Raw genomic sequence first — 24,472 nt, forward strand, 5'->3', positions numbered from 1 at the left:
CGATAGCCCTCGTGCGGCGCGCCGGACTCCACCCGATGGGGGACCGTCGATGCGCCGTGCTCGCAATGCCGTGCAACGGGGAAACGAAGGGGAGCGGGGCGGCGGTGCCGTCGGCCGGCCGCCGCCCCGCCGCGATCACATCAGGTCGCGTTCGGTCAGGAACACCGTGACGGAGTCGTAGATCTTCTGGGTCATGGCATTGCGCTTGGCCCAGTTCTTCCACTCTTCCTTGGCGATGTTGCGGAACTTCTTGCGCTCTTCCGCCGGCAGATCGACGATCTCGATGTTCGGGTCTTTGCGGGCTTCTTCAAGCGCCTTGATGTCGTTCTTCTTCAGTTCGAACACCATGGTGTAGGCCAGCGTGTCGACCGAGGTCTTCAGGATGGCCTTCAGGTCCGGCGGCAGCCCGTCCCAGATCCGCTTGTTGAGTTCGACCGACGCCATGGGCAGGGAATGGAACCCCGGATAGCTGGGGTAGCGGGCGAACTTGTGCATGCCCTGGGCGTGGTTGGTGGCGAACACCGTATAGTCGGCGGCGTCGATCACCCCCTTCTCCAGGCCGGTGTACACCTCGGAGCCCGGCAGATTCACCGGCGCGGCGCCGGCCTTGGTGAAGATGTCGTAGACCATGCCTTCGGGTGCCCGCACCTTCAGACCCTTGAGGTCGGCGACCGAACGGATCGGGCGCTTGGACGGGAACGACTCCAGCCCCGTGGCGGCGGCGCCGATGAGGTGCACGCCGTAGGGGTTGACCAGCTCGTTGTAGAGAGCCTCGCCGCCGCCGTGCTTCATGTACTCCAGGAACTCCAGCGGGTCGCCCCAGGCGCCCACCAGGTTGCCCAGCATGGAGAAGGCGGGATCCTTGCCGGAGAAGTAGCTGGGGTCGGTCATGTGCCCCTGCAGGATGCCGGCGGCCACCGCGTCCAGGGTCTGGTTGTGCGGCACCACCGCGCCGGTGGGCAGGATCTCGATCTTGATGCGGCCGCCCGACATGACGTTGACGGAGTCGGCCCACTGCTGCTTCAGCTTGTACTGCGGCTCGCCGGCGGTTTCCGACGTCTGGAACTTCCAGTCGTATTCGGCGGCAGCCACGGCGGACGCCGTCAGCCCCATCGCGGCGGTGACGGCGACTCCGGCGGCCAGCCCGGCCGCCCGCACGAACGCACTGTCGAACATGGTGATCCCTCCTAATCCTTATCGCTGTCGTTTTCGCTGTCGTTCCCGAACCCGGCGGGGAGTCCCGCCGGGGATGGACCCGCGGAGAACAGCGCCCGTTTCCACAGCCCGAGCAGCGGATCGTCGGCGGCGCCGACGTCCTCCAGGCCAAGGTCGAAGGCGGTGCGGGCCATGACGTTGCGCGCCGCTTCGAAGGCCTCCTCGGGGCGGCGCAGGCGTATGCACTCCATCAGGTGGCGGTGGCGCTGCAGGCTGTCCTGCAGCTCCTCCGCGGTTTCGTTGGAGGCGCGCACCACCAGCGTGATGGCGGGGCGCAGGAGATGGGCCACCTGCGCCCAGACCAGGTTGCGGGTGGCGCGGTAGATGGCGGCGTGGAATTCCACGTCATGGTCGGTGAAGGTCTTGCCGGCGGCATCGACCACGCGGATGCGGTCGGTGCGCAGCGTGCGCTCCATGCCGTGGAACGCCTCCTCCATGGCCAGCAGGTCGCGGGCCGTCGCCTTGCGCGCCGCGAGCGCCGATATGTAGGGCTCGGTGGCGTGGCGGAACTCGAAGACGGCGGCGACGAACTGGGGGTTGGGGGCGGTGTGCTCGGTCATCCAGCGGGTGACGAGGGGGTCGAGGATGTTCCAGTCCCGAAAGTCCTCCACCACCGTGCCATGCCCGGAGATGCGCCGGACGATGCCCAGCGACACCAGGACCTGTAGTCCGGAGCGGACCGACGGACGGCTCATGCCGAAGGTCGCGCACAGCTCCGTTTCCTTGGGCAGCAGGTCGCCGGGCTGGTAGCGGCCGGAGAAGAGATCGGCGGCCAGGCGTTCCGCCACCCGGGCGCCCATGTCACGGCCCCGGGTCGGCAACTCCAGCGGTTCCGCCATGGTTCCCTCCCCTCGTTCCCTCCGCTCTTTTATAGACTATGTCAGACATACTGGATAGCTAAATATTACATTGCACTGCAACCAACGATATTGCGGTGCAGCATGGCGGATGAAACCGGGGCCACGCGCCGACGCGTCTACACGCCCCCGGCCAGGGGGGCGGGCCGAACGGTCCGATCAAAAGGATGGGGGATCAGGAGCGGACGGCCCGCGGCTCCTCGCGATCGTCCCCGGCCGGGACGGACTCCAGGGCCGGGGTGCCGTCGGGCAGCATGCGCCAGACCTCGGCGCTGCCGGTCCGGCCGCGCAGGCGGTGGCGGCCGATGCACTCCATGGGCGCGGCGCCGTCGCCGCGGGCGGCGGTGGCCGCACTGGCCAGGACGATGACCTCCGCGTCGCCCTGAAGGCGGGCGGCCAGTTCCTCGACGCGGGCGGCCACGTTCACGGTGTCGCCGACGATGGTGTAGTTGATGCGGCTGGCCGAACCGATGTTGCCGACCACCACCGGGCCGGAATGGAGGCCGATGCGCACCCGCACCGGGGGGAGACCGGCGGCGGTGCGCCGCCGGTTGTCGGCGTGCACGGCGTCGGCAATGGCGTGGGCGGCGCGCAGGGCCCGGGCGGCGTGGTCGTGCTGCTCCTCCGGCGCGCCCCAGAAGGCCATGATGGCGTCACCGATGAACTTGTCGACGGTGCCGCCCTCCGCCTCGATGCAGTCGGCGAGCTGGGTGAAATGCTCGTTCAGCAGGGCGGCGGTGTCGGCGGCCCCCAGGTCCTCGGCCAGGGCGGAGAAGCCGCGGATGTCGGTGAACATCACCGTCACCTCGCGTTCCTCCGACGTCAGCCCCGAACCGTCGGCGGCACGGTGCATCAGGCGCAGCACCAGCGCCTTGGGCACGTAGGTCTCGAACCAGCGCAGGCCCGACACCATGGCGTTGAAGGCCGTCGCCGCCTGGCTCAGCTCGCGCAGGCGGGAATCCGGCAATTCGGGAACGGTGCGGAACTCGAAGGCGCGCACCCGGTCGGCGGCCTCGGCCAGGCGGGCGATGCGGTGGCTGATCCGCCGCCCCGCCAGCAGCGCCACCCCCACCGACACCAGCAGGATGGCGACGCCGCCCAGCGCCATGGCGTACAGGCGGCGGATCTCGACGTCGGCCTCCTCCATGCGCAGCGCGATGCCGACGGTCCATTCCTGCGCGCCGTAGGCGGCCATCTTGCGCATCAGGAACAGCATGTCGAAGCCGCCCACGGCCACCGTGCGCATCTCCGTGCGCTTCTTCAGGCTCTCGGCCGGCTGGCCGCGGGTCCACAGCACGGCCAGCGCCTGGTCCTCCACCTCGTCGATGCGCGGCAGGGGCAGGCCCTCCCGGCCGGCGAAGTCGAACTTCAGCGCCACCAGGGAGGAATGGGCCAGCACATGCTCCCGGTCGTAGAGCACGAAGGCGTTGATGCCCTGCTCCACGTAGAGGTTGGAGAGGAACCGCGACAGGTCGCCCAGGGACACCGCCGCGACCACCTGGCCGAGGTAGGCGCCGTTGCGGCGCACGGGATGGAACAGGGCGATGAAGCTGCCGGCGATCTCCGGGCTCCAGGTCGGCGGGCTCCACTGGGGGGTGGTGCGGTCGGCCCCGTTCAGGAGATCCGGCAGGTCGTCGGCGTCGCGCAGGTCGAGCGGATGGGTCTGCAGCTTTCCCTCCACCCGGCCCACCCGCACGCCGGTGCGGTCGGCGGCGATGAAGGCCACCCCCGTCACCTGCGGGGCGGCGGCCAGGGCGCCGCGCAGGGTGACCGCCAGCGCCTCCTCGCTGCCGGTATCCAGGTCCCCCGACTCGATCAGCCCGGCGACGAACTTCGCCATCTCCGCCGCGGGGTCGAGCTGGTGGCGCACCCGCACCTCCACCCCGGCCAGCGCCAGATCGGCTTTGTCGTTCAGCAGTTCGAAGGTGTTGCGCCCGGCCCCGACCAGCCCAAGCACCAGCACACTGGCCACCGCCAGCAGCATCAGCGAGCCGAATCCCGCCACCAGCACCGCCGCGATCGGCAGGTGCAGGCGCCGGCGCTTGCCGGGCGGCGGGGATGCGGGGGCGGGACCATCGACCATCCGAACAGCCTATCCATGCACCGTCACCACCGCAACGGCACCGCAGCATGATGCCGCGGATTGTCATCGCCGGGCGGGATCAGCCCGCCACCACCTTGACGGTCCGCCCCGGCGTCAGCGGCGTGCCGGGCGGCAGGTTGTTGAGGATGCGGAAGAGATCGACGGCGCGGGGCTGGTCCGCCATGCCCGCGGCCAGCGACTCCGCCGTGTCGCCGGGGCGCACGGTGACCGTCCGCAGGCGGTGCGGCTGCAGGGCCGCCGCCTCGCCGCGGCCGAGAGTGCGGAAGCTGGCGGCGGTGCGCCGGAAGGCGGCGTCGTGGCCGGTCAGACCGCCGGACGGGCTGACCATGGTGAAGCGGTAGATGCGCGGCCCCATGCGGATCGCCACCAGCCGCAGGTCGACCATGGCGCCCCGGATGCGCCCCTGCGTCACCCCCGTGGCGGCGGGCAGGCCGTTGATCTCCAGCGGCTCGATGGCCGCGAAGCGGGCGCCGGCCGCCCAGTCCCGGGCGATGTAGGCCACCATGTCGGAGCCGCCCCGGGCGGTGCCGCCGTCGAAGACGATGAGGGAGCCGCCGGGTCCGCGCGCCACCACCTGCTGCGCCCCGTTCAGCAGGGTGTAGCCCTGCGGCACCTCGAAGCGGAAGCCGAGCTGCGGGTGGGCGAAGACGGTGCCGCGCACGAAGCCGTTCTCCGGGCTGTCGCCATAGACCATGCCGGCCACCGCCTGAAGGTAGTCGCCATCGCCCCGCCGCCGGTCGGCCGGCGGATAGGTGCGGGCCAGGGCGGCGGCGCGCTCCACCCGCTCCTCGGTGCGGGGGTGGGTGGAGAGGAAGTCGTGGCGGTCCGTCGCCCCGCCGCGGACCAGGGCGTCGTACTGCGCCTTGCGCCCCATCGTCTCCAGGAAGGTGGCCATGGCGAAGGGGTCGTAGCCGGTGGCGGCGAGGTACGCCACGCCCAGCCGGTCCGCCTCCAGCTCCTGCTCGCGCGAGTAGCCGGCGAGCACGAGTTCGGAGCCGAGGCTGACCGCCCGGGCCAGCTCCGGGCTGCCCAGCACGGCGCCCACGCCGGCGGCCAGCACCCCGGCGACGGTGGAGCGGCTGATCCGTTCGGCCGTGTGGCGGGCCACCACGTGCCCGATCTCGTGGGCCAGCACGCCCGCCACCTCCGCCTCGTCACCGGCCAGCGCCAGCAGGCCGCGGGTGATGTAGACATAGCCGCCGGGCAGGGCGAAGGCGTTCACCACGTCGGTGTCGAGCACCGTGAAGGTCCAGTCCACGTCGGCGCGTCCGGTCTGCGCCGCCAGGGTGCGGCCCAGCCGGTCGACGAAGGCCCGCACCCGAGGGTTGTCGTAGGCGCCGCCGAACTCGGCCAGCACCTTCGGGTGCTCCTGCCGGCCGATGGCGGCGTCCTGCGACACCGGCACCAGGCCGGTGAATTGCCGGTCCCCCGTGGCGGGGTTGACGGCGCAGGCTGCGGCGAGCAGCGACAGGGCCAGAGCGGCCAGACAGCGGATGGGGGCGCGGCGGACGCTCATGGACGGCACAACCTCGGCTGCGGGCACACGCTTCGGGCTGACACGCGGCCCGGATCCTGAACTAAGATGCCGCACCCGCCGTGCCAACCCTGCCGCCATCCATGCGCCGTCCCATCCCCGTCCCGGTGTTCGCCCTGGCGCTGGCGCTGGCGCTGGCCCCGGCCGTCGCGCCGGCCGGCCCGGCGGAGGTGCGGGCGGTGGAGGTGCGGGTGGTGGCGGTGGAGGATGCGGCGACGCTGGTGCTGGCGGACGGGCGCCGCCTGCGCCTGGCGGGGATCGACGCACCGCTGCCGGAGGCCGCCGCGGCGCTGGCCGAACTGGCGGTCGGCCGGGTCCTGCGCCTGCCCGACCCGGCACCGCCGGGCCGGGCACACGAGGACCGCCACGGCCGCCTGCTCGCCCAGGCCGAGCGCGACGACGGGGTGTGGCTGCAAGGGGACCTGCTGCGCCGCGGGCTGGTGCGGGTGCTGACCCGGCCCGACGCCCGCGACCGCGCCACCGCCATGCTGGCCCTGGAGGAGGAGGCGCGCGCCGGCGGCCGCGGCCTGTGGGGTACGGCCGCCCACGCGGTCCGCCCCGCCCGGCCGGAGGCTCTGCGCCGCGACCGCCACAGCATCCAGGTGGTGGAAGGCCGCGTCGTCACCGCGGCGCGGGTGCGCGATCAGGTGTTCCTGAACTTCGGCACCGACTGGCGCAGCGACGTCACCGCCCGTATCGGCCGGGAGGGGCTGAAGCGCTTCGCCGCCGCCGGCGTCGATCCGCTGGCGCTGGCGGGGGCGGAGGTGCGCATCCGCGGCTGGATCGCCGACCGCAACGGCCCCATGATCGAGCTGACCCACCCCGAGCAGCTCGAACGGCTGTCCGCCCCCGCCGCCCCGCCGCCGCGCCCGGCCGCGGCGGCGGACGCCGCGGCGCAGGCGGGGGATGACGAGGACGAGGGAGGAGACGAATGATCCGCCGCGGGTTGACGGCCTTGTTGCTGGTGCTGGTCCTGCCGTTCGCCGCGGTCGCGGCCGAGCCGGCCCTGACGATCGCCGTGGGCGGCGCCGAGCGCGCCTGGAGCCGCGACGCGCTGCTGCGGCATCCCGACGCCACCGCGATCACCGTCGACGATCACGCCTACGGCCGCCCGATGACCTACCGGGCCGTGCCGCTGGCCGGCCTGGTGCCCCGCGACCGGCTCGCCCCCGGCCGGGTGCTGGAGGCGGAGGCTACCGACGGCTTCGTCGCGGGGATACCGGTGGACCTGGTGTTCGCCGACGCGCCCGGGGGAGCGGTGCCCTATCTGGCGGTGGAGCCCGCCGACGCCCCCTGGCCGGCCCTGCCGGGCAAGGACGTCTCGGCCGGGCCGTTCTACGTGGTTTGGCTGCGCCCGGCGGCGTCGGGCGTGCGCAGCGAGCACTGGCCCTACCAAGTCGCCCGCATCACCGACACCGATTCGCCGGCCGTCCGCTGGCCGGAGCTGGCGGTGGACCCGGCTCTTGCCGCCGATCACCCCGTGCGCGCCGGCCAGGCCCTGTTCGTCACCCAGTGCATGAGCTGCCACACCCTGAACGGCGCCGGCAGCGCCACCATGGGCCCGGACCTCAACCGTCCGATGAACCCGACCGAGTACCTGAAGCCGGGGATGCTCCACCGCCTGATCCGCGCCGGCAGCAGCATGCGCACCTGGCCGGAACGCCAAATGCCCGACTTCACCGACGCCATGCTGAGCGACCGCGAGATCGACCGCATCGTCGCCTATCTGGAGCACATGGCCGGGCGGAAATGATGCCGGTTCAGGGCGTCGGCTTCTTCGCGGGTTCGACGTTCTCCGCGCCCGTGCGGGTGCCGCCGAAGCGGTCGGCACCGCCGGCGGCGGGGGAGTCCGGCTTCTTGTGGTTGCCGGTGTTCTGCTGGTCGTCGGTGTGGCGGACGTCGCGTTCGGTGTGCGGCTGCTTCATGGCGCGGGGTCTCCCCTTCGGTCTGTCCCGATCTCAACCGGCGGGGGCGGCGATCGTCACTCCTCGTCGATGGCCCGGGCCAGCACCTCGCGCTTGCCCGCGTGGTTGGGCTTGCTGACCACGCCTTCGGATTCCATGCGCTCGATCAGGCGGGCGGCGGAGTTGTAGCCGATGCGGAGCTGGCGCTGGATGAAGGAGGTGGACGCCTTGCGCTCGCGGCAGACGATGGCGACGGCCTTGTCGTAGAGTTCGTCGCCGGAGCCGCCGCCGGCAGCGCCGGATCCGTAGGAATCGTCGCCGCCGCCGTCGCCGTCCTCGTCCTCCTCCGTGATGGCGTCGACATAGCTGGGCTCGCCCTGCGACTTGAGGAACTTCACCACCTGCTCCACCTCGCCGTCGGAGACGAAGGGGCCGTGGACGCGGGTGATGCGGCCGCCGCCGGCCATGTAGAGCATGTCACCCTGGCCCAGGAGCTGCTCCGCCCCCTGCTCGCCCAGGATGGTGCGGCTGTCGATCTTCGACGTCACCTGGAAGGAGATGCGGGTGGGGAAGTTGGCCTTGATGGTGCCGGTGATGACGTCCACCGACGGGCGCTGGGTGGCCATGATCAGGTGGATGCCGGCGGCACGCGCCATCTGGGCCAGGCGCTGGATCGCCGCCTCGATGTCCTTGCCCGCCACCAGCATCAGGTCGGCCATCTCGTCGACGATGACCACGATGTAGGGCAGCTCGGTAAGATCAAGCGGTTGCTCTTCGAACAGGGGCTTGCCGGTGTCGGGGTCGAAGCCGGTCTGCACCCGCCGGGTCAGGGATTCGCCGTTGGCCCGGGCCTCGCGCAGGCGGGCGTTGTAACCCTCGATGTTGCGCACGCCCAGCTTGGACATGTTGCGGTAGCGGTCCTCCATCTCCCGCACCGTCCACTTCAGCGCCACCACCGCCTTGCGCGGGTCGGTGACCACCGGGGCCAGCAGGTGCGGGATGCCTTCGTAGACCGACAGCTCCAGCATCTTGGGATCGATCATGATGAAACGGCAGCGGTCGGGCGGCAGCCGGTAGAGCAGCGATAGGATCATCGTATTGATCGCAACCGACTTGCCGGACCCGGTGGTGCCCGCCACCAGCAGGTGCGGGAAGCGGGCGAGGTCTGCGACCACGGGGTGGCCGCCGATGTCCTTGCCCAGCGCCAGGGCCAGCTTGCCCTGGCTGCGCTCGAACGGGTCGGCCGCCAGCAGCTCGCGCAGCAGCACCGTCTCGCGCCGGGCGTTGGGCAGCTCGATGCCGATGACGTTGCGCCCCGGCACCACGGCGACGCGCACGGACACCACGCTCATGGTGCGGGCGATGTCGTCGGCCAGGCCGATGACGCGGGACGATTTGGTGCCGGGTGCCGGTTCCAGCTCATAGAGCGTGACCACGGGGCCGGGGTGGACCTTTTGCACCGCGCCGCGCACACCGAAGTCGGACAGCACACCCTCCAGCTTCTCCGCGTTGGCACGCAGCGCGTCCTCGTCCAGCCGGTCGGTCCGTCCCGCGGCGGCGGGGGGTTGCAGCAGGTCGATGGGCGGCAATTCATAGCCGGCCTCTTCCGGCTCCAGGTGCAGGCTGGCCTGGCGCGTGCCGGGCCGGGCCGCGGGGGCGGGCGGACGCGCCGCCGCGGCCGCAGGGGCGGCGGGGGCGACGACGGGCACCGGGCGCGGCGCCCGCTCCTCGAACACCGGCGCGGCGGGGCCGGTGGCGGCGTCGCGGCGCGGTGCCCGCAGGGTGTCCATGTCCGCCGCGGGTCGGTCGCCGAACGTCGGCTCCTCGAAGTCCGGGGCCGGAGCGTCGTCGAAGCGGGGTGCGCGCTCGTCGAAGCGCGGGGTGCCCCGGTGCAGCATCTCGCCGGCGGCGGCACCGGCCGCGCGCGCCGCCTCGGCTCCCTGGCGGCCGACGGCCGCGGCGCCGTCGCGCGCCGCCCGGCCCGCGGCACCGGCCAGCGCGCCGGCGGCGCGCACGCCGCCCAGCCATTCGCGCGGCGACAGGCCGGAGGCGGCGAACAGCAGCAGGACGGCCAGCACCGTGGCCCCGGTGCCCACCACGCAGTGCCCGGCCGGGCCGCCGAACAGGGAGCCGGCGATGGCGTGCAGCATCACCACACCCAGGCTGCCGCCGGGCAGGTCCAGGGGGGCCCCCTCCATGCCCGAACCGGCGAAGGCGGTGGCGCCGGTCAGCACCCCCGCCAGCCCCAGCCCCAGGCGCAGGAACGGCCGGCGAACCGGCTTCTGGGCGGCGAGCCGCCAGCCCCAGGCGACGGGCAGCAGCGCCAGCAGCCACGACGCCCAGCCCAGCGTCTGCATCAGCAGGTCGGCCAGCCATGCGCCGGGCCGGCCGAGCAGGTTGGCGACCTCCGCGCCGCCGTCCGCCGCCACCGAATTCCAGGACGGGTCGCCCGAGCTGTAGCTGCCGATGACCAGCATCAGCACCAGCCCGACGCAGCCCAGGACCGCGCCGGCCATCTCGAAGACGCGGGCGGCCACGAAGGCGCGGGCGGCGGGCGACAGCAGAGGCCGCCGGTCCGGCCGGCCGGCCGGCCGAGGGGGTGCGGTGCGGCGGCTGCTCATCGGTCGGGTTCCCGGTTTGCTGGTCAACGGATTGGGTCGGTCAGGGCTCGGCGCGCCGCCTTACCCGAGGATGCGGGCGATGGCGGCGCAGGCCCGGGCGACCACGTCGGCGTCGTGCACCAGGGCGACGCGGATGAAGGACGCTCCGGGGTTGGGCTGCCCCGGCGCGCTGCCGGACAGGTAGGCGCCGGGCAGCACGCGGATCGCCCCCTCGTCCCACAGACGGCGGGCGGCGGACTCGCCGTCGCCCACGTCCAGCCACAGGAAGAAGCCGCCGTCGGGCCGGCGGTAGCCGAAGCGCCCGCCGAGCGCCGCCTCGGCCGCCGCGAACTTGTCCCGGTAGAGGCGGCGGTTCTCTTCCACATGGGCCTCGTCGCGCCACAGGGCGGCGGCGGCGGCCAGGGCCGGCAGCGGCGTGCCGGCGTTGGCGTAGCTGCGCAGGCGGGCGAAGCGCGCGATCAGCGCGGGGTCGCCGGCGACGAAGCCGGAGCGCAGCCCGGCCGCGTTCGACCGCTTGGACAGGGAATGGAAGACCAGCACGTTGTCCCACAGGCCGCCGCCCGTCTCCATGGCCGCGGCGACCTGGAGCGCGCCGACCGGCGGGCGGTCGAGGTAGATCTCGCTGTAGCACTCGTCGACCGCCAGCACGAAGCCGTAACGGCGCGCCAGCGCGATGGCGCGGCCGAGATAGGCGGCATCGGCCGCCGCCCCCTGCGGGTTGGACGGCGTGCAGAGATAGAGCAGGGCCGTGCGTTCCAGCAGGTCCGGCGTCAGGGCGTCGAGGTCGGGCAGGAAGCCGGTGGCGGCGGTGGAGGAAAGGAACACCGGCTCCGCCCCGGCCAGCACCGCCCCGCCCTCGTACACGGCATAGAAGGGGTTGGGGATCAGCACCGCCGGGGTGCCGCCGGCCCGGCGCTCGGGCACCGCCAGCAGGGCGGTGAGGAACAGGGCCTCGCGGGTGCCGGCCACCGGCAGCACCATGTTGTCGGCGTCGAAGGAGCCCGCCGGCAGGGCGAAGCGGCGGGTCAGCCAATCGCCAACGGCGGCCCGGAAGTCGGGAGTGCCGGCCAGCGGCGGATATTTGCCCCAGAGATGGGCGTTGGCGGCCAGCGTCTCGGCGATCAGGGCCGGCGGGGCGTGCTGCGGCTCGCCGATGGACATGATCGTCGGTTCCGCGTTGGCGCGCGGGGTGATGCCCGCCAGCAGCGCCGCCAGGCGGGTGAAGGGATAGTCGCTCAACCGGTCAAGCCGGTCGTTGCCCGAAGCCGGATGATGCGCCGGGCCGCTCGCCGGGTTCGCCATGTCGCCGAAGAAATCCGCGTTGGTTGGAGCGCGCCGCACGGGGTACCTCCCGCCCGACCCGGCCCGACTCTAGCGACGGCGGCACCCCGGCACAAGCGCCCTGCCCGTAACAAATGCGCCGCCGTGCGGGAGGCGACCGGGCGCGAGAGGTGCCCCCCCGCCGACGACGGGGGAAGCCCGGTACGGCCGCGTCCCGGCCATCGGCAAGGGCGGGCGGTTGCGCCTTACAGCGCTTCGGCGTTGGTTTCTCCGGTGCGGATGCGCACGGCCTGGGCGATCTCCAGCACGAAGATCTTGCCGTCGCCGATGCGGCCGGTGTTGGCCGCCTTCTGGATGGCCTCGACCACCTGCTCCGCCTGGTCGTCGGCGACCGCCACCTCGATCTTGACCTTGGGCAGGAAGCTCACCGAATACTCCGCACCGCGATAGATCTCGGTCTGGCCCTTCTGGCGGCCGAATCCCTTGACCTCGCTGACGGTCAGGCCCTGGATTCCCAGCGACGTCAGCGCCTCGCGCACTTCGTCGAGCTTGAACGGCTTGATGATGGCCATAACGAGTTTCATGTGGCTCCCCTTCGATTCGATGGTCCGGTCGCTCGCGATCGCTCCGGGCTGGGCGCCGTCGTGCCGCCTCCACACGGGTTGCTGCGCCGCAACGCTCGCCCGAACGTGCACGGCCCGACTGCGAAGATCAACGGTTACAAGAATCGTGCCGCACGCAACACGCCGTGAAAACAGGCGCAGCGGCCCCCGAAGGATGCCGGTTTTCGCGTCAATTGACCAGTTGATGTGCAGCGACCAGGGGTCGCGCCGCCCGCCACTGGACAAGCGGTGCGCAGCGGCCGATTGTCACGGTTCATCCCGGCACAGAAGGATCACCGCGATCATGACCGACCAGGCGCAGGCTACCCCACCCAACCCGGAGGTGATCGCGACGGAGGTCGTGGTGCTGGGCGGCGGGCTCGCCGGCCTGACCATGGCGGCGGCACTGGCCACCGCCGGGGTGCCGGTGGTGTGCATCGACCGCGACGGCCCCGACGTCCAGGGCCGCGACGACTTCGACATCCGCACCACCGCCATCGCCTACGCCTCCATGAAGGTGCTGGAGGGGGCCGGCGTGTGGCGCCACATGGCGGCCGACGCCGGGCCGATCCTGGACATCCGCGTGGCCGACCAGTTCTCGCCCCTGTTCGTCCACTACGATCACCGGGAACTGGACATCGACGGCGCCCACCGGCCCTTCGGCTGGATCCTCGACAACAGGGACATCCGGCGCGCCCTGTTCGCCCGGGTGCGCGAGCTGCCGGGGCTGGTCCACCTGGCCCCCGCCCGCGCCACCCGCATCGAGCGCGACCGCGCCGGCGCGCGGGTGGTGCTGGACGACGGGCGGGAGGTGCGGGCGCGCCTGGTGGTGGGGGCGGACGGCCGCCGTTCCCTGGCGCGGGAGACGGCGGGGATCAAGGTGCGGCGCTGGTCCTACGACCAGTCCGCCATCATCTGCACGATCCGCCATTCCGAACCCCACAACGGCGTGGCGGTGGAGCATTTCCTGCCCACCGGACCCTTCGCGGTCCTGCCCATGACGGACAACCGTTCGTCCATCGTGTGGAGCGAGAAGACCGCCCTGGTCGACACCTACCTGTCGATGTCCGACGCGGCGTTCATCGCCGAGCTGGACCGGCGCTCCGGCGGCTATCTCGGCGACATCGAGCTGCTCACCCGCCGCGAGGCATGGCCCCTGTCGGTGCTGCTGGCCGGGGAGTTCGTGGCGCCGCGCATCGCGCTGGTGGGGGAATCGGCCCACGCCATCCACCCCATCGCCGGCCAGGGGCTGAACCTCAGCCTGCGCGACGTGGCGGCGCTGGCGGAGGTGGTGGTGGACGCCTGGCGCCTCGGCCTCGACGTGGGCGGGCCGGCGGTGCTGGCCCGCTACCAGCGCTGGCGGCGCTTCGACACGGTGCTGCTGGCCGCGGTGTGCGACGCGCTGGTCCACCTGTTCTCCAACGACATCGGCCCGGTGAAGCTGGCGCGCGACGTCGGGCTGGCGGTGGTGAACCGGCTGCCGCCGCTCAAGCGCTTCTTCATGCGCCACGCCATGGGAGTCGTCGGCGACCTGCCGCGCATGGTGCGCGGCGCTCCCCTGTAAGCGCCCGGGCGGCGGGCGGACCACCGATGCCACAGGAATGCCCGTTGTCGGGAAGGGGGCAGACATGTATCAAATGGCCCTTGACACTCTCAGACAATTTGCCGAGAGGGCGTTCCAGGCCGTGAGCGGTGATTTTTCCCTCGCGCAGATGCGCGATCTGCTGCTTCCCGACGGCCACTCGCCCCTGATCCAGCGCCGGCGTGCCGTCCTGATCCATTCCCGGGTGCGCATGGTGGCGGCGACCTTCGCGCTGCTGACGCCCCTGTGGATCGTCATCGACGTGCTGATCTTCGCCTGGCCCCTGTGGGGTTGGCTGGCCGTGCTGCGCCTGGCCGCCAGTGCCGCCTTCGGTGCGCTCGCGCTGGCCTACCGCACCACCGACGACATGGCGTCGGCCTGGCGGGGGCTGGCCATGCTGCTGGCGGTTCCGACCACCTTCTTCCTGCTGTCCCACCCCATGCTGAACGAGGAGCTGATCGCCGATTCCGCCCTGGCGGTGGCGGCGGGCTACGCCTTCCTGCCCTTCGTCATGGTGGCGGGGCTCAGCGTCTTTCCGCTGACCGCGATCGAGGGGCTGCTGTTCGCCCTGCCGCTCCTTGTGGCGCATCTGGCGGCCGGGCTGTGGGGATCCCTGGTGTTCCCCTTCCCGTCCTACATCGGCGCGCTGTGGCTGCTGCTGCTCATCATGGTGGTGGCGAGCCTGGCCGCCATGAGCCAGCTCCATTTCATGATGGCGCTGGTGGCCCAGGCCTCCCACGACGGGCTGACCGGCGCCTTCGGTCGGCGCATCGGCGAGGAGCTGCTGCGCCTGCAATACGCCCACGGCCGGCGCGCGGGGCAGCCGTTGGCCGTGGTGTTCGTCGACCTGGACGACTTCAAGGCGGTCAACGACCGCTACGGCCATGACGAGGGCGACCGCGTGCTGCGCAACGCCGCCGAGGCGATCCGCGGCATCCTGCGCCAGAGCGATCTCCTGGTGCGGTGGGGCGGGGAGGAGTTCCTCATCGTCATGCCCAACACCACCCGCGAGGGGGCGGCGGCGGCGGTGGAGCGGCTGCGCCGCAACGGTCTCGGCCGCCGTCCCGACGGCTTGCGCCAGACCGCCAGCATCGGCATCGCCGAGAGTGTGGAAGACCGTCCCGACGCGTGGGAAAAGCTGGTCGACCTGGCCGACCACCGCATGTACCTGGCCAAGGAAGCGGGCAAGGATTGCGTGATCACCGGCGGCGAGCGCGCCGGAGTCCTGGTTTAACGGCGTTTGGCCCGCGTTTATCGGGCGTTCACGACTTGGTCAGCAACAGCGCGCCGTGGTGACGGATGCGGTGGCCGACCTTCTCCGCCAGCATGGCCAGCACCCAGGGCAGGTCCACCTCGACGCGCACGTGCTCCTCGGCGACGATGATGCGGCCGTTGACCGTCTGGCCGACGGCGACGATGCGCAGGTCCATGCCGTCGGCGGTCCACGTCTCCTCCACCACCGCGTTGACGCCGGAGAGCTGGGCGCGCGCCTTGTCCAGCCCGTCGCGCAGGCGCTGCGTCGCCGCCTCGCGGCCGAGCTGGTGGGGAATGGTGACGATCACAGGCTTGGGCATGGCGCGGGCTCTCCCTGGCTGCTGCGTGTCCATGATACGGCTTCCGGCAGATCCGCAGGATCTGTTGGAAGCCGTCTAACCCGACAGATGAAGGCCGCAGACCTTCATTGAAAGGGGCATACGGTTGAAGCCTTCAGGCGGAAACCGTATGAAACGGCGAACGGCCGGGTCGGGTTGCACAGAACAAGGGCCGCCCGGAGTCTCCCCCGGACGGCCCCCATGGAACGGATCTGCTTCCGGCCGTATCAGTCGTTGCGCTGACCCAGGAAGTGAAGCAGGAACATGAACAGGTTCACGAAGTCGAGGTACAGGGTCAGGGCGCCCATCAGGGCGGTCTTGCCCATGGTCTCGTGGTCCATGTTCTCGGCATAGACCTCCTTCAGGCGCTGCGTGTCATAGGCGGTGAGGCCCGTGAAGATCAGCACGCCGATCACCGAGATGGCGAACTGCAGCGCGCTCGACGCCATGAAGATGTTGACCAGGCTGGCGATGATGATGCCGATCAGGCCCATGATGAGGAAGGACCCCATCCGGGACAGATCGGTCTTCGTGGTGTAGCCGTACAGGCTCATCGCCAGGAATGTGGCGGCGGTCACGAAGAAGGTCAGGGCGATGCTGGCGCCGGTGAAGACCAGGAAGATGGTCGACAACGACAGCCCCATCACGCCGCAGTAGACCCAGAAGAGGATCTGCGCGGTGCCGAACGACAAACGGTTGATGCCGAACGACAGCACCATGATGAAGGCGAGGGGGGCCAGCATCACCACCCACTTCAGCGGGGTGGCGAACAGGGTCTGCATCAGGGCCGGGCTGGACGCGGCGAAGAACGCCACCAGACCGGTCACCACCAGGCCGGCACCCATGTAGTTGTAGATGCGCAGCATGAACTGCCGCAGGCCCTCGTCGAAGTAGCCCTGATCGACGGCGCGGCCCGCACCAGCGTAGCGATGGAAAGCCGGGTCAGCCATGGTTCGTCCCTCGATTCGGTCGTTTGTCCGGTCGGCTTTTCATATTGGGCATATGGCGAAGGAGTTCAACGACAATCGCCGGTTCCGGCCGGCACATGACACGGAGTTCATGGTCGCCGGCCCCGTGCCGTCACTCATTGCGCAGCAGCGGTGCCGCCGGCTGTCCCAGCGCCCGCCAGGTGCCGATGAAGCCGAACGCCAGGGTGATGGCGGTGCACAGGGCCGCCGTGCCCAGCACGGCCGACGGCAGGAACGACCACTGGAAGCCCATCATCTGCGTCAGCACCAGCCGGGCGGTCAGGGTGCCGACCAGACCGGCGATGACCGCGGTGATCAGGCCCAGCAGCCCGTATTCCAGCAGAAAGGCGCGCAACACGTCGCCGCGGGTGGCGCCCAGCACCTTCAGCACCACGGCGTCGTAGACCCGCCGGCGGTGACCGGCCGCCACCGCACCGGCCAGCACCAGCGTGCCGGCGGCCAGGGTGATGGCGGCGGTCACCCGCACCGCCGTGCCGATGTGGCCCAGCATGACGTTGACGGTGTCCAGCGCGTCCTTCACCCGCACCGAGGTGACGTTGGGGAAGGCGGCCAGCACCGCGCGCTGCACCGCCGCCTCCGATTCGGGGGAGCCGGCGCGCACGGTGGCGATCCAGGTCTGCGGGGCCGCCTCCAGCACGCCGGGGGCGAACACCAGGGTGAAGTTGATCGACAAGGTGGAGAAGTCCGCCGACCGCACGTTGGCGACCTCCGCCTCGATGGTGCGGCCCATGATGTTGACGCCCAGCCGGTCGCCGGGGCCCAGCCCCAGGGTCTGTGCCACCGCCGTGTGGATGGAGACCAGCGGCGGCCCCCCGTAATCCTCCGGCCACCAGGAACCGGCGACCACGGTGCTGCCCTCCGGCAGTGTGGCGGCGTAGGTCACGCCGCGGTCGCCCTGCAGAACCCAGGCTTCGCCGGGATCGACCACCGCCTGTTCGGCGGGGATGCCGTTGGCCGTCTCGATGCGCCCGCGCAGGGACGGCACCGCCTCGAAATCATAGGCGCCGGGCACCGCCAGGACGGTATCGCGCACGGCGGCGAACTGGTCGGGCTGGACGTCCACGAAGAAATAGGCAGGGGCGTCGCGCGGTATCGTCTCGTTCACCCGGCGGGCGAAGTTCCCCTCGATCAGCGCGATGGCCACCAGCACGGTGAGGCCGAGGCCCAGCGACAGCACCACGCTGCCCGTCGGGTTGCCGGGCCGGTGCAGGTTGGCCAGGGCCAGCCGCAGCCCCGGCCGGCGCGGCCGGCCGACGCGCGCCGCCCCGGCGGTGACCAGCCAGGCGGCGGCGCGGAAGGCCGCCAGCGTCGCCGCGGCACCCAGCACGAACCACAGGGCGAATCCCTTGTGGTGCGCCGTCGCCACCGCCAGCCCGGCCAGCGCCAGGCCGCACAGTGCGATGGCCGCCACATAGGCGGCGCGGGGACGGCCGCCGGCCGGTGCCACCACGTCGCGGAACAGGGCGCCCGCCGGCACCTCGCGGGCGCGGCCGAGCGGCCACAGGGAGAAGGTCAGCGCCGTCAGCAGGCCGAACAGGGCGGCGATGCCCAGGGCGCCGGGGTAGAGGCCGACGTGCAGGGCCACCGGCAGCAGCCCCTCCAGCAGCGAGCCCAGGAGCAGCGGCGCCACCGCCCCCGCCACCAGGCCGATGGCGATGCCCAGCGCCGCCAGGATGAGGATCTGCGCCAGATAGGTCTCGAACACCAGGGCGCCGGGGGCGCCCAGGCACTTCAGCGTCGCCACCGTTTCGGCCTTGCCGTCGAGATGGGCGCGCACCGCGTTGCCCACGCCGACACCGCCCACCAGCAGCGCCGTCAGCCCCACCAGGGTGAGGAACAGGGTCATCCGCTCGATGAAGCGGGCGATCTGGGGCGAGGCGTTGGTGTAGTCGCGCAGCCGCCAGCCGGCGTCGGGAAAGCGCTCGCCCAGCGCCGCCGTCCAGGCGTCGAGGTCGGATCCGGGGGGCAGCGCCACCTTGTAGTTCCAGTAGAGCAGGCTGCCCGGCCGCATGAGGCCCGAGTCGGGCAGGGAGCCGAGCGCCACCATCACCCGCGGCCCCAGGCTGAAGCCGCCGGAGGAGGCGCGGTCGGGCTCGCGCACCAGGACGTCGCGCACGGTGTAGACCGTCTCGCCCAGGTGCACCTCGTCCCCCACCGCCAGACCCAGCCGGTCCAGCACCGTATCCTCCACCACGGCACCCCAGCGGCCGTCGCGCAGGGCCAGCGCCGCGTCGATCGCACCGGGACCCGCGCCGGCGTCGCGCAGCACCACCGTGCCGTACAGGGGATAGGCGCCGTCCACCGCCTTCAGCTCCGCCAGGGAGGAGGCGGATTCATCGGGGCGGCGGACCATGGCGCGCGCCTCCACCATGGTGGTGAGGCGACCCGATTCCTCCAGGAACGCGCGCTGCTCGTCGGTCACGGGGGTGTAGATCCGGCGCACCGAGGCGTCGCCGCCCAGGATGGCGCGGCCGTCGGCGCGCAGCCCTTCCAGGATGCCGGACGACACCGACTGCACCGCGGCGATCGCCGCCACGCCCAGCGCCAGACAGGCCAGGAAGATGCGGAAGCCCTGAAGACCGCCGCGCAGCTCCCGCCGGGCGAAGCGCAGGGCGAGGAGGAGGCGCTGCATCGTCACTCCCCCGCCGCCGGCAGGCCGGCGGCGCGCACCCGCCCGGCCAGGCCGTCGTCGGCGATGCGCCCGTCCATCAGGGTAACCGTGCGGTCGCAGCGCCGGGCCAGCGCCGGGTCGTGGGTGATCAGCACCAGCGTGGTGCCGCGCCGCCGCGCCTGGCCGAACAGCAGTTCCACGATGTGGGCGCCGGTTTCCAGGTCGAGGTTGCCGGTGGGCTCGTCGGCCAGCAGCAGCGACGGCTCCGCCACGAAGGCGCGGGCGATGGCGACGCGCTGCTGCTCGCCGCCCGAGAGCTGGCCGGGATAATGGGTGACGCGGTGGGCGAGCCCCACCGCCTCCAGCCCCGCCCGGGCGCGCTCGAAGGCGTCGCGCGCACCGGCGAACTCAAGGGGGATCGCCACGTTCTCCAGCGCCGTCATGGTCGGCACGAGGTGGAAGCCCTGGAAGACGATGCCCACGTGGTTGCGGCGAAACCGCGCAAGCCCGTCCTCGTTGAGCGCGCCGAGGTCGCAGCCGGCCACCTGCACGCGACCCGACGACGGGCGTTCCAGCCCCGCCATCACCATCATCATCGTCGATTTGCCGGAGCCGGAGGGGCCGACGATGCCCACCCGCTCGCCGCCGCCGACCGACAGGTCGATGCCGCGCAGGATGTTGACGGGCCCCGCCCCGCTATCCAATGTCAGATGCACGTCGTCGAGGGCGACGATCGGTTGAACCGGGGATTGAGGTCGGGACATTGCGATGGCTCTCGGGATCGAGCGGGACGGACTTTCGCCATATGGCACGGCGCGCCGCCTTTTCAACGCATGCGCCGCAGCAGCGCTTCTGGTGGCGGCGCTGGTGATGCCGTCGGCCGGGGCCGCCGCGGCGGAGACGGTGCGCCTGCTGGCGCTGGGCGACAGCCTCACCGCCGGCTACGGCCTGCCGGAGGGGCAGGGCTTCACCGCCCGGCTGCAGGCGGCGCTGCGCGCCGAAGGCTACCCGGTGGAGGTGATCAACGCCGGCGTGTCGGGCGACACCACCGCCGGCGGCCGCGCCCGGCTGGGCTGGGCGCTGGCCGACGCGCCGGACGCCGCCATCGTGGCGCTGGGCGCCAACGACATGCTGCGCGGCATCGACCCGGCGGTGGCGCGGGCCAACCTGGACGCCATCCTGGGCGAGCTGAAGGCGCGCGGCATCCCCGTGCTGCTGGCGGGCATGCTGGCCAACCCCAGCCTGGGGCGCGCCTACACCGACCGCTTCGACGCCATCCACCCGGAGCTGGCGGAGAAGCACGGCGTGCCGCTCTATCCCTTCTTCCTGGAGGGGGTGGCGACGGATCCCGCGCTGAACCAGGGCGACGGCATCCATCCCAACGCCGCGGGTGTCGACGAGATCGTGCGGCGCATCCTGCCGCACGTGGTGATGCTGATCGAACCGCTGACCGGTGCCGGCGAACGCCCGGCGACGAGGGGATAAACCATGACCGATACCACGCCGGCCGTCCGCTTCCGCTCCGCCGCCGCCGCGGACGCCGACTGGGCGCGCGCCGCCGGGGTGTGCGTCGACCGGCTGGGCGACGTGCGCGGCTGCACGCTGGGTTTTCTCTACGTCAGCGACGCGCTGGCGGAGCGCGCCACCGCCATTGTCACCTTCCTGCGCAGCGTCACCGGCATCCGCGACTGGGTTGGCACGGTGGGCATCGGCGTCATGGGCGGCGGGGAGGAGTTTTTCGATACCCCCGCCGTCGCCGTCATGGTCACCGACCTGCCGGCGGAGCGTTTCCGCCTCTTCCCCGTCGTCGACGGCGACCTCACGCCGTTGCGCCGCGCCGCCGGCGGCTGGCTGGACCGGCACGGCGCGACGCTGGGGCTGGTGCACGTCGATCCGCGCCACCCGCAGCTCAACGACCTGATCGGCCGGGTGGCCGAGGCGACCGGGGCGTTCCTGGTCGGCGGGCTGACGGCGTCGCGCGGCGCTTTCCCGCAGTTCACGGTGCCCGGCGACACCGCCGTCCCGGTGACCGCCGGAAGCCCGGTCGGCGAGGGCGGCCTGTCCGGCGTGCTGTTCGGCCCCGACACGGGCGTGGCGACGGGCAAGACCCAGGGCTGTTCGCCCATCGGCCCGACGCGCACGATCACCGCGGCGGAGGAGAACGTCATCCTGGAGATCGACGGGGAGCCGGCGCTGAGCGTCTTCAAGCGGGACATCGGCGAGGAGCTGGCGCGCGACCTGGCGTCGATCGGCGGCACCATCTTCGCCGGCCTGCCGGTCGCCGGGACCGACACCGGCGATTACCTCGTGCGCAATCTGGTCGCCATCGACCCGCGCAACGGCTGGCTCGCCGTCGCGGAGCGGGTGCAGACCGGCCAGCCCGTCCTGTTCGCCCGCCGCGACGCGGCCACCGCCGCGGCCGACCTGGACCGCATGCTCACCGGACTGACGCGGCGCCTGTCCGGCCCGCCGCGCGGTGCCGTCTATGTGAGCTGCGTCGCCCGCGGCCCAGGGCTGTTCGGACCGGGCGGGGAGCTGGCGGCCATCCGCCGGGCGCTGGGGGACGTGCCTCTGGCCGGCTTCTTCGCCAACGGAGAGATTTCCCACAACCGGCTTTACGGCTATACCGGCGTCCTCACCCTGTTCGTTTGAGCGAAACAGTAGGACATTTTCATGGAATACCGCCCGCTCGGCCGCACCGGCCTGACGGTGAGCGCCATCGGCCTCGGCACCATGACCTGGGGCCGCCAGAACACCGAGGCCGAAGGCCACGCCCAGATGGACCGCGCGCTGGAGCGCGGGGTCACCTTCTGGGACACCGCCGAGATGTACGCCGTGCCGCCCACCGCCGAAAGCTACGGCCGCACTGAGGAGATCATCGGCACCTGGTTCCGCAGCCGGGGCATGCGCGACAAGGTCGTGCTGGCCAGCAAGGTCATCGGCAACGGCCGCGGCGCCTTCCCGTGGATCCGCGGCGGCACCGCCCGGCTGGACCGCGCCAACATCCTGGCGGCGGTGGAGGCCAGCCTGCGCCGCCTGCAAACCGATCGGATCGATCTCTACCAGCTCCACTGGCCCGACCGGCTGGCCGTGCGCTTCGGCACCCGCTCCTACCGTCACGCGCCGGAAGAGGACGGCGTGCCGCTGGAGGAGACGCTGGCGGTCCTGGGCGACCTGGTGCGCGATGGCAAGATCCGCGCGGTCGGCCTGTCGAACGAGACGCCGTGGGGCGTGATGACCTGCCTGCGCCTGGCCGCCGAGGCGGGCCTGCCGCGAGTCGCCAGCATCCAGAACGCCTACAACCTGCTGAACCGCACCTTCGAGAAGTCGCTGGCCGAGGTGGCCCTGCGCGAGGACGTGGGCCTGCTGGCCTATTCCCCGCTGGGCGCCGGGACGCTGGCGGGCAAGTACCTGGACGGGGCGGTGCCGGCGGGAACGCGGCGCGCCATCGACCATCGCAAGTCCCGCTACGACACGCCCAACGCCGACGCGGCGGTGCGCGCCTATCACGCCATCGCCCGGCGCCACGGTCTGGAGCCGACGCAGATGGCCATCGCCTTCGTGGCGCAGCAGCCCTTCGTCACCTCGACCCTGATCGGGGCGACCGACATGGCCCATCTCGACTCCAACATCGACGCGTTTGACATCCGGCTCGACGACGCGGTGCTCGCCGAGATCGAGGCGGTCCACGCCGCCAATCCGGATCCCTGCCCCTGAGCGGGCGGGACGCGGGAGAAAGGCCATGATCCGTCTGTTCGTCGCCCTGGCGCTGCCGGAGGATCTCCGGCAACGCCTGGCCGGGCTCGGCGGCGGCGTGCCGGGGGCACGCTGGACCGAACCGGAGAACCTGCATCTGACGCTGCGTTTCATCGGCGACGTGCCCGACGACCGGCTGGCGGACATCGACGCCGCCCTGGCCGGCGTCGAGTCGCCGGGATTCGCGCTGGTGTTCGATGGCGTGGGCGTGTTCGGCAACGCCCGCAACGCCCGCATCCTGTGGGCGGGGGTGGAGCGCAGCGAGGCGCTGAACCACCTTCAGGGCAAGATCGAATCGGCCCTGGTGCGCGGCGGCGAGCCGCGGGACGAGCGCCGCTTCACCCCCCACGTGACTCTCGCCCGCCTGAAGGACGCCCCGCGCGAGCGCATCGGCCGCTTCATCGAGGAGCGTGGCCTGTTCCGTGCGGGACCAGTGGCGTTCGACCGCTTCACCCTGTTCCGCAGCCATCTCGGCCGCAGCGGCCCGGTATACGAGCCGTTGCGCGACTACACCCTGGGCTGAAGGAGGACGGCGGCATGGAGATCACGGTGACGCCCGACGCGGTCCTGGCGTGGCCGGGCGGGCGGGTGCCCTGCGTGCTGGGGCGCGGCGGCATCCGCGCCGACAAGCGGGAAGGGGACGGCGCCACCCCGGCGGGCGCATTCCCGCTGCGCCGCGTGCTGTGGCGGGCCGACCGGCTGGAGCGGCCGCGCACCGCCCTGCCCGTCCGGCCCATCGCCCCCGACGACGGCTGGTGCGACGACCCGGCCGACCCGGCCTACAACCGCCCCGTCCGCCGCCCCTACCCGGCCGGCCACGAGGCCCTGTGGCGCGACGACAACGTCTACGACGTGATCGTGGTGATGGGCCACAACGACGAACCGGTGGTGCCGGGGCTGGGCAGTGCCGTGTTCCTGCACGTCGCCCGGCCGGACCGGGAGACCACCGCCGGCTGCGTCGCCCTGGCCCTGCCCGACCTGTTGCGCCTGCTGGCCGACTGCGACACCGCCACGGTCCTGCGCGTCCCGGCGCCCTGAGCCGCCGTCAGCCCGGGGGCGGGCGGACGCCGAAGATGGCGGTGCCGACCCGCACGTGGGTGGCGCCGAAGCGGATCGCCGTGGGGTAGTCGCCGCTCATGCCCATGCTGATCTCGGCCAGGCCGTTGCGGCGCGCCAGGTCGGCCAGCAGGGCGAAGTGCATGGCCGGCTCCTCGTCGGCGGGCGGGATGCACATCAGCCCGGTGACGGGCAGGTTGTGGCGCTCCCGGCAGGCGGCGACGAAGGCGTCCACGTCGGCCGGGGCGATGCCGGCCTTCTGCGGTTCCTCCCCGGTGTTGACCTCCACCAGGCAGCGCGGGCGGCGGCCGCTGCGCGCCATCTCCGCCGCCAGCGCCTCGGCCAGGCGGTCGCGATCGACGGTCTCGATCACGTCGAACAGGGCGACCGCGTCCTTCACCTTGTTGGTCTGCAAGGGACCGATCAGGTGCAGCTCGATGTCCGGCCGGCCGGCGCGCAGGTCCGGCCACTTGGCCCTGGCCTCCTGCACCCGGTTCTCGCCGAACACCCGCTGGCCGGCGGCCAGCGCCTCGGCCACCGCCGCGGCCCCGTGGGTCTTCGACACCGCCACCAGCGTCACCGATCCGGCGTCCCGCCCCGCGGCGGCGGCGGCCTCGGCGATGGTGCGGCGCACCGCGTCCAGGCGGGCGGCGATGGAATCGGGGGACTCGGACGGCGGCGGAACGGGCATGGGGCGGACCTCCGTTGTCTCGGGTGCTGTATACACCGGACCGGCCGGCGTGGTAACGGAGGTGCCGTTGAAACGCA

General features: G+C 72.2%; 22 protein-coding genes. 9 read left to right on the forward strand and 13 right to left on the reverse strand.

From position 1 onward, the window contains the following. Positions 1–135: 135 nt before the first annotated feature. From G472_RS0126615 to G472_RS35870, 4 genes are all read right to left on the reverse strand, one after another. Positions 136–1,176 (reverse strand): TRAP transporter substrate-binding protein, encoded by a 1,041-nt coding sequence (locus tag G472_RS0126615; protein ID WP_035693763.1) that lies wholly within the window; start codon positions 1,174–1,176, stop codon positions 136–138. An 11-nt stretch (positions 1,177–1,187) separates the two neighbouring features. Next, complete coding sequence (locus G472_RS35860) at positions 1,188–2,054, reverse strand: FadR/GntR family transcriptional regulator (protein WP_245593589.1); 867 nt, start codon at positions 2,052–2,054, stop codon at positions 1,188–1,190. Positions 2,055–2,247: 193 nt separating this feature from the next. Then, positions 2,248–4,155 (reverse strand): adenylate/guanylate cyclase domain-containing protein, encoded by a 1,908-nt coding sequence (locus tag G472_RS35865; RefSeq protein WP_051341369.1) that lies wholly within the window; start codon positions 4,153–4,155, stop codon positions 2,248–2,250. 79 nt (positions 4,156–4,234) lie between these two features. After that, positions 4,235–5,692, reverse strand: a complete 1,458-nt coding sequence (locus tag G472_RS35870; protein ID WP_035693764.1) for a M48 family metalloprotease — start codon at positions 5,690–5,692, stop codon at positions 4,235–4,237. Between the two features lie 101 nt (positions 5,693–5,793). Here G472_RS35870 and G472_RS35875 point away from each other — a divergent pair, with 101 nt between their 5' ends. Together G472_RS35875 and G472_RS0126640 are read left to right on the forward strand one after the other, a co-directional pair. Beyond that, positions 5,794–6,645: a thermonuclease family protein gene (locus G472_RS35875; RefSeq protein WP_051341371.1), complete on the forward strand. Its 852-nt coding sequence runs from the start codon at positions 5,794–5,796 to the stop codon at positions 6,643–6,645. Then, the gene (locus tag G472_RS0126640; protein ID WP_029010813.1) at positions 6,642–7,463 is read left to right on the forward strand and encodes a c-type cytochrome; all 822 of its coding nucleotides are present in this window, start codon (positions 6,642–6,644) and stop codon (positions 7,461–7,463) included. Before G472_RS35875 ends, G472_RS0126640 begins: the two co-directional genes overlap by 4 nt. A 7-nt stretch (positions 7,464–7,470) precedes the next feature. Here the strand turns inward: G472_RS0126640 and G472_RS39590 are convergent, their stop codons facing one another. The 4 genes from G472_RS39590 to glnK form a co-directional block, all read right to left on the reverse strand. Beyond that, the gene (locus G472_RS39590) at positions 7,471–7,635 is read right to left on the reverse strand and encodes a hypothetical protein (RefSeq protein ID WP_169732856.1); all 165 of its coding nucleotides are present in this window, start codon (positions 7,633–7,635) and stop codon (positions 7,471–7,473) included. A gap of 56 nt (positions 7,636–7,691) precedes the next feature. Further along, complete coding sequence (locus tag G472_RS0126650; protein WP_029010814.1) at positions 7,692–10,235, reverse strand: DNA translocase FtsK; 2,544 nt, start codon at positions 10,233–10,235, stop codon at positions 7,692–7,694. A 60-nt stretch (positions 10,236–10,295) separates the two neighbouring features. Then, positions 10,296–11,537: an aminotransferase class I/II-fold pyridoxal phosphate-dependent enzyme gene (locus G472_RS0126655; protein ID WP_029010815.1), complete on the reverse strand. Its 1,242-nt coding sequence runs from the start codon at positions 11,535–11,537 to the stop codon at positions 10,296–10,298. Positions 11,538–11,761: 224 nt separating this feature from the next. Beyond that, positions 11,762–12,100, reverse strand: coding sequence for a P-II family nitrogen regulator (gene glnK, locus G472_RS0126660; RefSeq protein ID WP_029010816.1), 339 nt, complete (start codon positions 12,098–12,100; stop codon positions 11,762–11,764). A 322-nt stretch (positions 12,101–12,422) separates the two neighbouring features. On the opposite strand from glnK, the gene G472_RS0126665 reads away from it, so the two are divergent. Both G472_RS0126665 and G472_RS0126670 read left to right on the forward strand, forming a co-directional pair. Next, on the forward strand, positions 12,423–13,682 hold the full coding sequence (locus G472_RS0126665) for a UbiH/UbiF/VisC/COQ6 family ubiquinone biosynthesis hydroxylase (RefSeq protein ID WP_035693766.1): 1,260 nt from the start codon (positions 12,423–12,425) through the stop codon (positions 13,680–13,682). A 121-nt stretch (positions 13,683–13,803) separates the two neighbouring features. Further along, positions 13,804–14,934, forward strand: a complete 1,131-nt coding sequence (locus G472_RS0126670; protein WP_245593590.1) for a GGDEF domain-containing protein — start codon at positions 13,804–13,806, stop codon at positions 14,932–14,934. A 28-nt stretch (positions 14,935–14,962) separates the two neighbouring features. Here G472_RS0126670 and G472_RS0126675 read toward each other — a convergent pair whose 3' ends face one another. The 4 genes from G472_RS0126675 to G472_RS0126690 form a co-directional block, all read right to left on the reverse strand. Beyond that, the gene (locus tag G472_RS0126675) at positions 14,963–15,274 is read right to left on the reverse strand and encodes a polyhydroxyalkanoic acid system family protein (protein WP_029010819.1); all 312 of its coding nucleotides are present in this window, start codon (positions 15,272–15,274) and stop codon (positions 14,963–14,965) included. Between the two features lie 245 nt (positions 15,275–15,519). Continuing rightward, positions 15,520–16,242: a Bax inhibitor-1/YccA family protein gene (locus tag G472_RS0126680; RefSeq protein ID WP_035693767.1), complete on the reverse strand. Its 723-nt coding sequence runs from the start codon at positions 16,240–16,242 to the stop codon at positions 15,520–15,522. 130 nt (positions 16,243–16,372) lie between these two features. Then, positions 16,373–18,913 (reverse strand): ABC transporter permease, encoded by a 2,541-nt coding sequence (locus G472_RS0126685; protein WP_029010821.1) that lies wholly within the window; start codon positions 18,911–18,913, stop codon positions 16,373–16,375. 2 nt (positions 18,914–18,915) lie between these two features. Further along, on the reverse strand, positions 18,916–19,656 hold the full coding sequence (locus G472_RS0126690; RefSeq protein ID WP_029010822.1) for an ABC transporter ATP-binding protein: 741 nt from the start codon (positions 19,654–19,656) through the stop codon (positions 18,916–18,918). Between the two features lie 4 nt (positions 19,657–19,660). Between G472_RS0126690 and G472_RS35880 the strand changes: the two genes are divergently transcribed. The 5 genes from G472_RS35880 to G472_RS0126715 are packed head-to-tail and all read left to right on the forward strand — an operon-like array spanning position 19,661 to position 23,686. Continuing rightward, positions 19,661–20,377 (forward strand): arylesterase, encoded by a 717-nt coding sequence (locus G472_RS35880; protein WP_084536919.1) that lies wholly within the window; start codon positions 19,661–19,663, stop codon positions 20,375–20,377. 3 nt (positions 20,378–20,380) lie between these two features. Then, positions 20,381–21,544, forward strand: a complete 1,164-nt coding sequence (locus tag G472_RS0126700; protein ID WP_029010823.1) for an FIST signal transduction protein — start codon at positions 20,381–20,383, stop codon at positions 21,542–21,544. Between the two features lie 21 nt (positions 21,545–21,565). After that, positions 21,566–22,609: an NADP(H)-dependent aldo-keto reductase gene (locus G472_RS0126705; protein WP_029010824.1), complete on the forward strand. Its 1,044-nt coding sequence runs from the start codon at positions 21,566–21,568 to the stop codon at positions 22,607–22,609. 25 nt (positions 22,610–22,634) lie between these two features. Continuing rightward, positions 22,635–23,171 carry an RNA 2',3'-cyclic phosphodiesterase gene (thpR, locus tag G472_RS0126710; protein ID WP_029010825.1) on the forward strand — a complete coding sequence of 179 codons (537 nt, stop codon included), beginning with the start codon at positions 22,635–22,637 and terminating at the stop codon, positions 23,169–23,171. Positions 23,172–23,185: 14 nt separating this feature from the next. After that, the gene (locus G472_RS0126715) at positions 23,186–23,686 is read left to right on the forward strand and encodes a L,D-transpeptidase family protein (protein ID WP_029010826.1); all 501 of its coding nucleotides are present in this window, start codon (positions 23,186–23,188) and stop codon (positions 23,684–23,686) included. 7 nt (positions 23,687–23,693) lie between these two features. On the opposite strand, the gene G472_RS0126720 is transcribed toward G472_RS0126715, so the two are convergent. After that, positions 23,694–24,395 carry a YggS family pyridoxal phosphate-dependent enzyme gene (locus G472_RS0126720; RefSeq protein ID WP_035693769.1) on the reverse strand — a complete coding sequence of 234 codons (702 nt, stop codon included), beginning with the start codon at positions 24,393–24,395 and terminating at the stop codon, positions 23,694–23,696. Positions 24,396–24,472 lie beyond the last annotated feature (77 nt).

This window comes from Azospirillum halopraeferens DSM 3675 (assembly GCF_000429625.1).
Classification (GTDB): Bacteria; Pseudomonadota; Alphaproteobacteria; order Azospirillales; family Azospirillaceae; genus Azospirillum; species Azospirillum halopraeferens.